This window comes from Rheinheimera nanhaiensis E407-8 (genome assembly GCF_000296695.1).
GTDB lineage: Bacteria > Pseudomonadota > Gammaproteobacteria > Enterobacterales > Alteromonadaceae > Alishewanella > Alishewanella nanhaiensis.
The window spans coordinates 310,816-322,920 of record NZ_BAFK01000001.1 but is presented as its reverse complement, the minus strand read 5'-3'; the positions used below and the strand labels follow the sequence as shown (position 1 = coordinate 322,920).

General features: G+C 47.0%; 15 protein-coding genes. 2 read left to right on the top strand and 13 right to left on the bottom strand.

Translation table 11 applies throughout. The features are described from left to right. Both RNAN_RS19205 and RNAN_RS01550 read left to right on the top strand, forming a co-directional pair. Window positions 1-632 (top strand): hypothetical protein (locus RNAN_RS19205; RefSeq protein WP_202802240.1); only part of this gene is annotated, 632 nt, incomplete at its 5' end. A gap of 8 nt (window positions 633-640) precedes the next feature. After that, window positions 641-3,109 (top strand): GNAT family N-acetyltransferase, encoded by a 2,469-nt coding sequence (locus RNAN_RS01550; RefSeq protein ID WP_008218042.1) that lies wholly within the window; start codon window positions 641-643, stop codon window positions 3,107-3,109. Window positions 3,110-3,381: 272 nt separating this feature from the next. Here RNAN_RS01550 and RNAN_RS01545 read toward each other — a convergent pair whose 3' ends face one another. The 13 genes from RNAN_RS01545 to lysS form a co-directional block, all read right to left on the bottom strand. Then, entirely contained in the window at window positions 3,382-3,738 is a 357-nt protein-coding gene (locus RNAN_RS01545) for a 5-carboxymethyl-2-hydroxymuconate Delta-isomerase (protein ID WP_008218041.1), read from the bottom strand. A gap of 217 nt (window positions 3,739-3,955) precedes the next feature. Then, on the bottom strand, window positions 3,956-4,297 hold the full coding sequence (locus RNAN_RS01540; RefSeq protein ID WP_008218039.1) for a DUF6694 family lipoprotein: 342 nt from the start codon (window positions 4,295-4,297) through the stop codon (window positions 3,956-3,958). Window positions 4,298-4,376: 79 nt separating this feature from the next. Then, complete coding sequence (locus tag RNAN_RS01535) at window positions 4,377-4,781, bottom strand: hypothetical protein (protein ID WP_040551386.1); 405 nt, start codon at window positions 4,779-4,781, stop codon at window positions 4,377-4,379. A 108-nt stretch (window positions 4,782-4,889) separates the two neighbouring features. After that, on the bottom strand, window positions 4,890-5,393 hold the full coding sequence (locus RNAN_RS01530) for a GNAT family N-acetyltransferase (protein WP_040551385.1): 504 nt from the start codon (window positions 5,391-5,393) through the stop codon (window positions 4,890-4,892). Between the two features lie 652 nt (window positions 5,394-6,045). Next, window positions 6,046-6,264, bottom strand: a complete 219-nt coding sequence (locus RNAN_RS19350; protein WP_008218035.1) for a hypothetical protein — start codon at window positions 6,262-6,264, stop codon at window positions 6,046-6,048. 343 nt (window positions 6,265-6,607) lie between these two features. After that, complete coding sequence (locus RNAN_RS01520) at window positions 6,608-7,423, bottom strand: hypothetical protein (protein ID WP_008218032.1); 816 nt, start codon at window positions 7,421-7,423, stop codon at window positions 6,608-6,610. 53 nt (window positions 7,424-7,476) lie between these two features. Then, window positions 7,477-8,271, bottom strand: coding sequence for a hypothetical protein (locus RNAN_RS01515; protein ID WP_008218030.1), 795 nt, complete (start codon window positions 8,269-8,271; stop codon window positions 7,477-7,479). A gap of 32 nt (window positions 8,272-8,303) precedes the next feature. Continuing rightward, window positions 8,304-8,675 (bottom strand): hypothetical protein, encoded by a 372-nt coding sequence (locus RNAN_RS01510; protein ID WP_040551383.1) that lies wholly within the window; start codon window positions 8,673-8,675, stop codon window positions 8,304-8,306. After that, window positions 8,672-9,028: a hypothetical protein gene (locus tag RNAN_RS01505; protein WP_040551381.1), complete on the bottom strand. Its 357-nt coding sequence runs from the start codon at window positions 9,026-9,028 to the stop codon at window positions 8,672-8,674. The genes RNAN_RS01510 and RNAN_RS01505 overlap by 4 nt, the downstream gene beginning before the upstream one ends. 276 nt (window positions 9,029-9,304) lie before the next feature. After that, window positions 9,305-9,427, bottom strand: coding sequence for a hypothetical protein (locus RNAN_RS19480; protein WP_008218025.1), 123 nt, complete (start codon window positions 9,425-9,427; stop codon window positions 9,305-9,307). Window positions 9,428-9,470: 43 nt separating this feature from the next. Next, window positions 9,471-9,692: a hypothetical protein gene (locus RNAN_RS01500; protein WP_008218023.1), complete on the bottom strand. Its 222-nt coding sequence runs from the start codon at window positions 9,690-9,692 to the stop codon at window positions 9,471-9,473. Then, the gene (locus RNAN_RS18820) at window positions 9,689-10,204 is read right to left on the bottom strand and encodes a type VI secretion system amidase effector protein Tae4 (RefSeq protein ID WP_040551379.1); all 516 of its coding nucleotides are present in this window, start codon (window positions 10,202-10,204) and stop codon (window positions 9,689-9,691) included. Before RNAN_RS18820 ends, RNAN_RS01500 begins: the two co-directional genes overlap by 4 nt. Before the next feature lie 222 nt (window positions 10,205-10,426). Next, window positions 10,427-11,947, bottom strand: a complete 1,521-nt coding sequence (gene lysS / locus RNAN_RS01490) for a lysine--tRNA ligase (RefSeq protein WP_008218021.1) — start codon at window positions 11,945-11,947, stop codon at window positions 10,427-10,429. Window positions 11,948-12,105 lie beyond the last annotated feature (158 nt).

Sequence of the window (12,105 nt, the reverse complement as noted above, 5' to 3'; positions counted from 1 at the left end):
CGGCAGCCCAAGCCAGCGCCGGGCCTGTGGCCACGGCGCACACGCCGCCGCTGGCCAAACTGGCGCTGTTGATGTTGCTGTTTTACTTCAGTGCCTACCTGATGCAGCCGTTTTTTGTCAGCTACTGGCAGCAGATCTCTGCCTCTGCCAATCAGGTAACAGCGGCCTTGGTCTTTGCCATTCCTGCCTTTGTCGCCCTGCTGGTGTTGCTGTGGCAATACCGCTTTGCGCCGGCACAAACTCACCATACCGGGCTACACAGGGCGCTGTGGCTAACCGGCTCTGGCCTGGCGCTGCAGGCATTGCCGCAGCCACTGCTGGTTATTGCCGGGCGCTGCCTGTTTGGTCTTGGCCTGTTCCTCGCAACGGTGCGGTTGGATCTGTTGCTGTTTCGCCTGAGCAGGCCAGAGCGCTATGCCACTGACTTTAGCAAAATTTATATGGCGCAAAGCCTGGGGGTGTTACTGGCCTCTTACTGTGCCGGCGCTGTTGTGGCCGCAACCAGGCTCAGTATGCCATTGCTGGTTGCCACGGCCACCTTGGCACTGACCTGGCTCTGTTATCTGCTGTTATTTGACCCAGGCTGGCAGCCAAGCGCTACCGCAACTGACGCCAGCCAACGCCTGCAATAAGGAAGCCTATGAACGCACAACTTATCACCAAACAGCTTACAACCGGAACAGCCGAGCCGGCGCTGTTGTTTCCACAATATGACACTGTGCTGGGCAGCATCGCATTACGCGCCTTTCATCAGGTTGACGATATCGGCTTGCTGCACGGCTGGGTAAGCCAGGACTACGCCCGGTTTTGGGGGCTGCAAGGCTGTAGCCGGCAGCAGGTTGCTGATGCCTACCAGGCTGTTTGTCGCAATAGCCAGGTGTTTATTGGCCTGATCCAGCACCAGCCCGCCTTCTTGCTGGAGGTTTATCAGCCCCGGGAGCACGAGGTGGGGCAGCATTACCCGGTGCAGCCGGGTGATATTGGTATGCATATTTTACTTGCGCCCTGTCAGCAGCCGCTGCCGGGGTTTAGCTGGCGCGTGTTTTGTTACGTGTTGCAGTTTCTGTTTGCCGAACGCCAGGCACAGCGCGTTGTGGTAGAGCCCGATAGCGCGAATCACAAAATTGCCCGGCTTAACCGCCGCGCCGGCTTTCAGTTTAGTCAACAAATACGGCTGGCCGATAAAACCGCCGACCTGTGTTTTTGTAGCCGGCATCACTTTTACCAGGCCCTAACTAAGGAAAATCTCACCATGATACCAAGCTATTTACTTCGCCCTACTGCGCTGTTAGCCCCACAGCATTTAAACCCGGCCGTGTGGCAACAGGTTAACCGCCAGCATCTTGCCAAGGTGCTAAGCGAATTTGCCCACGAGCGTATTATTGCGCCGCAGCAGCTTGGCCGCGACGGAAACTGGGCCTGCTTTAAACTCAGCACCGATCAGGCCGATATCGAATACCGGTTCCGGGCCCAGCTCATGCAGCTTAATCACTGGTGTATCGATGCCAATTCGATTGAAAAACAGCAAGCTGGCCTGCTGGCCCCGCTGAGCTCACTGGACTTTATGCTGGAGATTAAATCCCGCCTGGGTATCAGTGACGAGCGGCTGCCGACTTATCTGGAGGAGATCGCCAGCACCCTGGCGTCGGCGGCGTTTAAGCTGCATTACCCCCGCCCCACAGCCCGCGAGCTGCTAAGTGCCGACTTTCAGAGCGTCGAAAGCGCCATGACCGAAGGCCACCCCGGCTTTGTCGCCAACAATGGCCGCATTGGTTTTGATGCCACCGATTACCAGCAATACGCGCCGGAGCTGGGTAACAGCATTAAGCTGGTCTGGCTGGCGGTGAGTAAGCAAAACGCCGAATTTAGCGCCAGCGCCACATTAGACTATCAGCAATTGCTGCAACAGGAGTTATCAGCAAGCTGTCGGCAAGCCTTTGAGCAGCAGTTGCAGCAACTGGGGCTAGCGCATGACGATTACTATTTTATGCCGGCTCACCCCTGGCAATGGTCAAACAAACTGCAAACGGTGTTTGCCGGGGATATTGCCAACCGTCAACTCGTCTTTCTCGGTAGCGGCGAGGATGATTATCAGCCACAACAGTCCATCCGTACCTTTTTTAACCGCAGCCAGGGGCATAAGTGCTACGTTAAGACCGCGCTGTCTATTGTTAATATGGGCTTTATGCGCGGGCTGTCGCCTTATTACATGGCATCGACCCCGGCCATCAACGACTGGCTGGCGGCACTGGTGGCACAGGATCCTTTTTTAAAAACGACCGGCTTTAGTCTGCTAAAAGAAATTGCCGCCATAGGCTATCGCAGCCCATTGTTAGAACGCGCCTGCAGCCAGCACAGCCCGTACCGGAAGATGCTGTCGGCCTTATGGCGGGAAAGCCCGCTGCCGCAGCTTGAAGCTAACCAACGCCTGATGACGATGGCCGCCCTGCTGCATATTGATAAAGACGGCAAGGCGCTGCTGGCAGAATTAATTAACGCCTCCGGGCTTGATACCGCGCAGTGGCTAAGCCGCTATTTAGCCGGCTATCTGACGCCGTTATTGCACTGCTTTTACGCCCATGATCTGGTGTTTATGCCGCACGGCGAAAACCTGATTATGCTGCTTGAGCATAATCAACCGAAACGGATGCTGATGAAAGACATCGGTGAAGAGTGCGCCTTTTTAAACAAAGAGCTGCAACTGCCCGCCAAGATACAGCGGCTGGTGGTCGACGTGCCGGAACAGCTGAAAATACTGTCGCTAACCACTGATATCTTTGACTGCTTCTTCCGCTATCTGACGCCGATACTGGCGCAGCAGTTAAACTTCAGCGAAGACCAGTTCTGGCAGCTGGTGGCCGACTGTATCTATACCTATCAGGCACAACAGCCGCAGTTACAGCATAAGTTTGACCGTTATGATTTATTCGCCGGGGAGTTTACCTTGTCATGCTTAAACCGGTTGCAACTGGGAAATAACCAGCAAATGCTCGATTTGGCCGATCCGGCCAAAAGCCTGAAGTTTTCCGGCACACTAATAAACCCGCTGGCGCGGTACCGCCGGGTTAACACGGCCGCTAAACCACAACAGGCAGATGTATCACTGTAAGTAATAAGCCACCTCTGACTGAGGTGGCTACTTCCGCTTTACTGCCACAACCGCAAAACCCGTCGCCGTTAACCGCGGCCTGAGCTATTCAACAAACAGATTATGCAGCCGATTAGTGCTTGTTCTACCTGGCGCTGGTGCGATTTATATCGATAAGGAAAATGATTTACTCATCGTCAACCGCTAGATTGGTAATGGCGATGAGTTAAACCAACTGGTGGTAAAGTATTAGCGACGCTGCCCGATTAAGCCGTTACGCAGAACCACCCTGTTTAACAGGGTGGCTGTAGCATACTACGGTTGCAGTAAGTTGCCTTTTCAAACTCACTGACATTCATAGCAATATTAGGCACATGCGGAAACAACTCGACTAACTTTTCTACTACAGCACGCGATAACGCAGCGCGTTGCTCTATGGTTCGGCCTTGCATAATGCTGGCAAACACATGGATAAACGGCTCTGGCTTGCCGCCTACCAGGTATTTAGCATAAGGGTTTAGCCGTACTTTAATGTCACCAATATCAAATAAGTCAGACGCGGCCGCGACCCGGTGCAGTTGCAACGCGATAGCCTCTTCGCTGTGGTGTTGTAATATCTCAGCTGAACAATCTACGACAAAATGTGGCATGTTAAAGTCCTGTATGTATTAGCGCCTATTCAAAGGCAATGTGTGCATCAACATCGCCGATGCGCTTTTTAGGCCAGCGGCTATCAGCTGTTAAACCCGATAGCCGTTGCAGTAGCGATAAGCAAAACTACTAAACCGGCGAAACTGCACCAATAAACCTGACGCTGCTGAGTTGCTGGCAACGCCGAGCCATAGGCAGCAGGGTATTTAGTGCTATTTATTTTGAAGACACACTGACTTTCGTCGGCGAGGATTTTGCCAGCTCTAAAACCTGATAGTAATTTAAACCGTCAATTTTCTTACCAATAATGAAATAGTTCATTTCGTCTGTCATCGTAGGGTCGCCTAAGATGTCATAAACACTGGTAACGTCTGAAAACTGTATTGCCATTAACGCCATTACAAACTCAATTTTCTCTGCCGGCTTTAAACGCTTGGTTACCTCAGTAACCCCCTGCTTCGTTGATTCAACTGTTGAACCATCAAATATATAATCCCTTTTGTTGCTAGCGCAGCCAGCAACAATCGTTATTAATAATGCTAAGAATATCTGTTTCATTGAATCTTCTTATAACGCTGCCAACAGCGGCCGAGCGTTGAGGTCCAGGCCACGTAGTGGCCGATTGTGACTGCGTTTGTTATACATTCTTCCTTAGCTCACTAATTTTATTATTTATTGAGTCAGTCGAGTCCGTAGTCCAAGTGAGCGGGTGGTAATTGAAACCTTTCAAGAATAAATCCAGCGCCTCTAACACGGCAGTTTTTTCAATATATTTGCTGGAATTAGCAAATGTTATTATCGAATGAATGATTACAGACATTTCATCGTCTATTGAAGACAAGGTATTTAATGCGCCTTCCTCAAAAGCTCTTTTTCGGGTAATAGCTAGAAAATTTAAAAAAGAAAGTTGTTGCTCAAAAGACAACTGAGCTAAGTTGGTATAAATAAATTTTTCTTGCTCCTCTGACACCTTCGGCTCACAGATATCGGCATGTACTTGCCAACCGAACGAAAAAAGAATTAAGAACCAAATCGATTTCACTGAACTGTCCTTTTTGTATAACGCTTTGCTAATTGGCTGCCGCAGCGTAGCGTAGGCAGTCCAGTGGAGGCCTCGCCGTTTGTGGCCAGAACGAAATTAAGCAACTTGTTATAAAGTCGATTTGCATAGATGGTAAATGTAATCATCAACAAGTTGCCCCTTAATTAGGGTATTTTTCCTTAAGCACGCTTCTCGAACAAACCCCAGCTTTTCCAGCACTTTAAAAGAACCAATATTACTGACCGAGCATGTTGCAACTAACTTATTTAAACCCAGCTCGGTTAACGCAAAATCTCGAACTAACTTCAAAGCTTCAGCCGCGAAGCCTTTACCTTGAGCTTCTAGCTTAATCATAAAGCCGACTTCAGCGATTTTTGCTTCCTGGTCCACTATTTTAAGTCCAATATTTCCAAGCTTTTCGGTTGACGATAAGTCAGATGTACCAAAGGAAAGCCATCCAGCGCCATTACTGTCCCAGGGCTGAGCTTTGACTTCAAAAGCGGCTATTGCCTCTTCATATGTGCAAGGTTCATATACATGAGCCATCATTTTCGGACACGTTGATATTCGAATAAACAGCTCTCTATCAGAAGTATCGAGTGGTGACAGCATTATCCTATGGCCTATGAGATGCACAATATTTCCTAGACTTTATAACGCTCAAAGCAGCTGCGCGGTACGCGTCGGCTGGCTTTGCTTGATACTCATTGAGCCTTCTCCCCAGCCCAGCCATTTGGCTAAGCTGGAAGGCGACCAAACCAAAAAGGAGAAGACCCAATGAAATTTTATACTACACAACATCCGTACTATTGTGGAATTGATTTGCATGCCCGCTCTTTGTGCGTCTGTATTCTGGATGCAGATGGTGACACCATCTTACACCGCGAAATCAAGGCATTGCCAGAAAATCTACTCAATTTATTAACACCTTAGCCCTTAGCAATAAGCTGTCCCCCGCCTTCTGGCACATTGCCGTAACCAGATTGTCTTAATTAGACGCCTTGAATAGTGCCAGCAACAGGTTAACCGATGAATGTCTGGTGCCCCTGCTGTGGGCAAGGATGCTGAAATCAGCAGGCGCTCATTGAGCATGAGATAAGAGAGCCCCGATATGTGTTTGCTGCAGGCTATCGCCTGGCAACCATGATGACAGATGAAGCAGTCTATCTTGCTGATGGAACAACAGACTGGCCGCTAACGCGGCCAGAAGAGCGGCTTTACCTATTGACTCCGAGAAGGCTCATATGTGTTAGGTGAATTATTATTATTCACTGTAGCGGCGGATCACCGACACTTTGCCGTTTTCCAGCTCAAGCACATCCAGCGCGAACTTGCTGTAGCTAAAGTCTGAGCCATCAGCTATTTTACCTTTGGCAGAAAACCTGTACTTAATTGACACTGCGTTGTAACCATATTGGTAGTCAATCATTTCGGCCTGATATTCGCTATGCACACCAAGATAGCGGCTCATACCTTGGCGCATAAGGGCTTTGCCATCGGGCTCGCGTTAGTCGTCCAGTGTATTAGGGAAATGCTGGTTACCAACATCGTCGGTCAAAAGGATAGATAATGCTCTAAATCTTCAGCAGTAGCATCAGGTTGCTGCATTTGTACCGCGGCATCGTAATAGGCTTTTACAAAAGCCTCGTAGTCAAATTCATAAACTAAAGTACTTGCACTGAGAAACGTGAACCCTGCCAAACAGATAAATAATTTTTTCAGGAAGATTTCCTTTTCAAAAGTTTAATAGTTCGAGCTATCCCCGAAAGTTCAGAGTTAAGGTTCAATGTTTAGCACCGTATTGAGCCGCAGGGGAACGAGTTAACTTACTTAGGCTTTGCTACAGTCTCCACCTCTTTTAATGGCCCAATGTGCTCATTCGTAAATACCACGCTGCTCAACGTGCCGATTTCAAAAACAACATACTGTTTTCTAAACTCCTGTTTTTCTCGATGAAAGGGGATTGCAATAACTTTATCCCCATAGATTCGGATTACTGCCAGTTCCCCAATTCTCTCGCGCTCGAACACATCGAGAACGGAATCATCTTCAGCGCTGTGCTTGCCAGCTGTAAAGGCGAGGACAAAAGGAATCATGGTCAGCAAAAACAAAGCCGCGGCTTTCTGGAGCCAGCCGAATAATGAAGGTATTTCTTGTTTCTCATCTTCCGACTGGAATGCCTCTGCCAATAAAGCATGAGTTTTCACTGAAGCTCTTTGCAGCCATGGCAACTTATCTTCTAGCTTTCTTAGAAGCACTACGAGAAAAATTATTCCAAAAGAAAGCATCATTACGATGCTGAGATAATCCGATCCTTTCGATAGCAAGTAAAGAACCGGAAAAAAACCCAAATAGAGCATGATGATGCCGATTGATTTCTCCGAGTAAGACTCACCTACTGAACTATCTACTGCCAAAGATAACCATAACAGTGCCACAAAAGCATAGATTGCACCGAAAACCGCAGCACGAATCATAGCAGGAGCATCAATTGCAATTAACTCGGAAGGTATACCGTAATATGACAAGTATCCGCTTTCGTACGAAAAACCCAAGGCATAAACAACTACAGGAATAATCCCGAGAACGACGCCTTCAGAAAGTTGGATTTTGCGTGGTTGATTTGATAGAGTTTCTGGCATCTATTTTTACCCTTTAAAAGGCTAACGCTGCCCATGTCGGTTGCAGCAATTTGTTAGCGCAAATACCGTGAATTTGCATGCCCATCATCGATCTCAAAATCTTCTAGAAAATTTGAAATGTACTCTGAATTCACGACAAAAACAGTGTTCTCCTTTACCCTCGCCACATCAATACTTCCAGCAACGGCATAGACTTCCGGAATCTCATAAACTGGATTCAACTGTTTTCGAAAGCGCACATAGGGAACTTCCTCAAACTCAGCATCAGCTATAGTTCCGTCCACCAGTGAAATTGCAGCCGGGTCAAAGCGGCAGACTTGAAGCTTCGCGGTTGTGACAATAACATTGAAGTATATTTTCAGATCATCTCTATCATTTAAAGTCAACGAATTGTCTTCAAGAGCAAGTGCCTCCGTTGCCGACACGAGTTCTGCTGATGCTCTTTCAATTAGAGATTGGGAGCGATTGTCAGTGCCTGGCACCACACAAAACTGAGATTGAGGCGTCGAAGGTTCTAGCGTTAAATCAAGCCATTCAAACCTTTTCATGTCCACTCCCGACTTATTCAGAACGAAGCATTTTGTGTGGCGTCTTGTTTTTTTATCTTGTCCCTCAACCAAGAATATCCAAGAGGTGTCTTTTACCCGTTTGCACTCAACAACGAGGAATTGCGTTCCATTTTGACTTGCAAGGACCAAGTCTATAAATCCAGACTCTCCTGTAGTTCTATTTCGCCAGGAATGCTCGGTATAGCGAGTACGCCACCCGTGCTTGTTATAGGTGTCATTGACACGATTTTTTATAGCTATCTGAAGCGGAAATCCTGATGAATTTACGTGACCTTTCATATTTTCCTTGTAACGCCGAAATAAACCATGCTTTAGCGTCGGCTTGATTTTTTTGTTATATAACGCTTCCTACTGTTTCTAAATCTACCTCCAATAAAAGCTGAGACAACAGCTATGTATGTTGCCATTAGGTCCAGTCCTGTTGTCTGCAAGAAAGCAAACAATGAATGAGACGATTCTATGTAAGGCAACACATGAATCATAGAGACAAAAATAATGGGTAACAGCAAAAACGCCGTATGAGAAATTGTTTCAAACAACGTGTAACTTGAAACGTCATGAGCCTCATAACCTGCTTCATTTAGTTCCTGGTCATTTATATACACACTTTGGTTATCTATCCCTAATTTCAAATCTTGTGCGACGCTTAACAAAGTATTCTTAGGTTTGAAGATACTTATCATTTCCCATCACCTTTATCGTCATTTAGAATTTTTTCTACCAAATGGTGAAGCATTGCAGCTGCATCAATAGAAGTACTAGATTGACTTAAAGGGGCTTCCAATAACCTTATTGCAATATTCTCTCTCCTGGTTTTTCTAGCAGCAGACATGGCAGGCCAGAACATTATTGATGCAACAGTTCCTAAAATACTGGCAGTATCGTTATTGTTAAGTAGGCCGATGACCAAGATTGCCAATCCAACTAAAACAAAGACAATTGCAAATCCATATAACAGCCATGCAGCTGAATTATTTTCCCTGATAGCGTCGTCTATTACGTCTTTCGCTGTTCGTTTCTCATTTAAGTCAAACAATACTGAACTTCCTTTTGTGTATAACGCTTTAGCGTTTTATCTGGTACGTAATTCAGTAACAGCTAAGCGCCTTTTGAGCAACACGATTCACTTAATTTTTGGTATAACTGATGCTAATAGATTTTGTTTATTTATGGAACAATTAATTTACAGACATTTTAGCCGTGACTATCTGTTTTGATACCTTTTCTTCCTGTTATCAGGTTGCGTTGACTGAGGATGCTGCAAAAACAAAACAGCCAGGCAACGCCTGGCTGTTGTGGGGTGAGTGATAACTTACTTATCGTGATGTAACCGCATATGCGGGAACAGGATAACGTCACGCATTGAAGCGGCGTCAGCCAGTAGCATTACCAAACAATCGATATCCTGACCGGCGGTTGGAAATAATTCGTACAACAGGTTGGCATCCTTACAACCCCTGGCTTCCAATGCCACCTTGTTACGGTTTCTTATTAACCAAGCGTTTATAAATTATAGAAGCACCTACACTGCCAGCAATAAATAGAACAAATGCAACGGCCAAAAATATTTTGAAGTATTTGGCTGCATCATCTTCCCCCTGAGATAAAGGGCCAAATACATTTCCAATCACATAGAAAATCAAGATACTCAAGCCGACGCCAATAAAACCACCGACTAAGGCAGTTAAAAAACGCATCATACGATCGACCTCCAGAAAATTATCTCTTTCGACTTTTCAAAGTCTGACCAAATGCCATCGATAGACAGTCCTGTCGAGATCCTTAGCCAAGACGACCAATCGGTCAACCTTGAGCCATTCCATAAATCAATATGATCGCCGGTTGGATTGTTGACCGGATCAGTACTTCTTAGCCAATAATCTTTAAAATAAATGATCCCTTTTTTGCCAGAAATGTATTTTTTGAAATCTTTAGACGGTATTTTGATACCCTGTTCAAAAGACGTCGGCCTTACTTTTGACAAGGCGTGCGCCAGCTGCTCAGCTCTTAAGATGTGCCCTTCTGATTTAGGATGGTGCCAGCAATGCTCCGCTCCTGGTAAAGTTGTAGTATCGAATCCACATATCGATAAAGCATTGCCAACACGAATGGCGCATTGGTTTGAGAATGCAGGCTCATTGTTCACTGTACACGGATTATCTACATCACTTATCGTCGCATGAGCTTGCCATAAATCATTGAATTTAATCATATAAAAATCCTTTTAGTGTTACTATTAGAAACAATAACGTGCCAGAAAAACCTTCTTGCAGGTATGCTCTTTCACATTTTCATTTACAATTTATTGCACATAATGCCAAATAAACACCAACAATAAAACACAAATGTCACACAAATAGTGCGGCTTTTGCTTGTTCCAGAAAACAAAAAAGCCAGACGCAAGGTCTGGCTTTTTCAGATCAGTAAGTAAGCTTTACTTATCGTGATGTAACCGCATATGCGGGAACAGGATAACGTCGCGGATTGAGGCGGCGTCGGCCAGTAGCATGACCAGGCGGTCGATACCGATACCCTGACCGGCTGTTGGCGGTAAGCCGTGCTCTAACGCGGTGACAAAGTCTTCATCGTAGTACATGGCTTCATCGTCACCGGCGTCTTTTTGCGCCACCTGATGCTGAAAACGCTCGGCCTGATCTTCGGCGTCGTTTAACTCGCTAAAGCCGTTACCCAGCTCGCGGCCGCCGATAAAGAATTCAAAGCGGTCGGTAATTTCCGGGTTATGGTCGTTACGACGTGCCAGTGGTGATACTTCGGCCGGGTATTCGGTAATAAAGGTAGGGTGGCGCAGTTTGGTTTCTACCAGCTCGTCAAACACTTCCATTAAAATACGGCCATGGCCATAGTTGTCTTTTACTTCAATACCCAGTGTTTTGGCCAGTGCGGCTACCGACTCACGTGTGGCCAGCTGCTCTTTGGTAATCTCCGGGTTGTAGTGCAGAATTGATTCGGTTACCGACATACGCGCAAACGGCTTGCCAAAGTCGAATACTTCGCCCTGATATGGCACTTCGGTACTGCCCAGTACATGCTGTGCTAAGCCGCGGAATAACTTTTCGGTTAAATCCATTAAGTCATTGTAATCGGCGTAGGCCCAGTAGAATTCCAGCATAGTAAATTCCGGGTTATGGCGCGTGGATACGCCCTCGTTACGGAAGTTACGGTTAAGCTCGAATACCTTTTCAAAGCCGCCAACCACTAAACGCTTTAAGTACAGCTCGGGGGCGATACGCAAAAACATCTGCATATCCAGCGCGTTGTGGTGGGTTTCAAACGGCCGTGCTGAGGCGCCACCTGGAATGGCTTGCAGCATCGGCGTTTCAACTTCTAAAAAGCCCTCTTCGTTAAAGAACTTCCGAATGTAGGCCACGGTTTTGCTGCGCACTAAAAAGGTGTGGCGTGACTGCTCGTTGGAAATAAGGTCCAGGTAGCGCTGGCGGTAACGCGCTTCGTTGTCGGTTAAGCCGTGGAATTTATCCGGCAGCGGGCGCAGCGCTTTGGTTAATAAGCGGATTTCAGTCGCCCACACGGTAAGCTCACCGGTTTGGGTTTTAAATAAGTGGCCTTTAACGCCTAAGATGTCGCCCAAGTCCCACTTTTTAAACTGCTCGTTGTATAAACCTTCCGGCAGGCTGTCGCGCGCCACATACACCTGAAACTTACCGCCCATATCCTGCATGGTCGTGAAGCTGGCTTTACCCATAATGCGGCGCGTCATCATACGGCCGCCCAGACTAACTTCAATTTTTTGCGCTTCTAACTCTTCTTTGCTTAAGTGGTTGTACTTCGCTAAGACTTCATCAGAGATGTGCTCACGGCGAAAATCGTTCGGGAACATAAAGCCGTCTTCGCGCAGCTGTGCCAGCTTATGTTTTCGCTCAGCAATCAGTTTGTTTACGTCCTGAATTTCGTCGTGTTGGTGCTGTTGGTCAGACATAGTGTGTTTCCTGATTGAAGTCGAAGTTTTAGTTAAGTCTTTACTGCAGGCTATTGCCTGTCAGTGAGCCGCGCTAACGAACCGGTTTACCCACACCAACACGCCGTGAATACATCCATGTAGGCTCGATTCAGGCATCCATGCCTTCAACGGTTGGC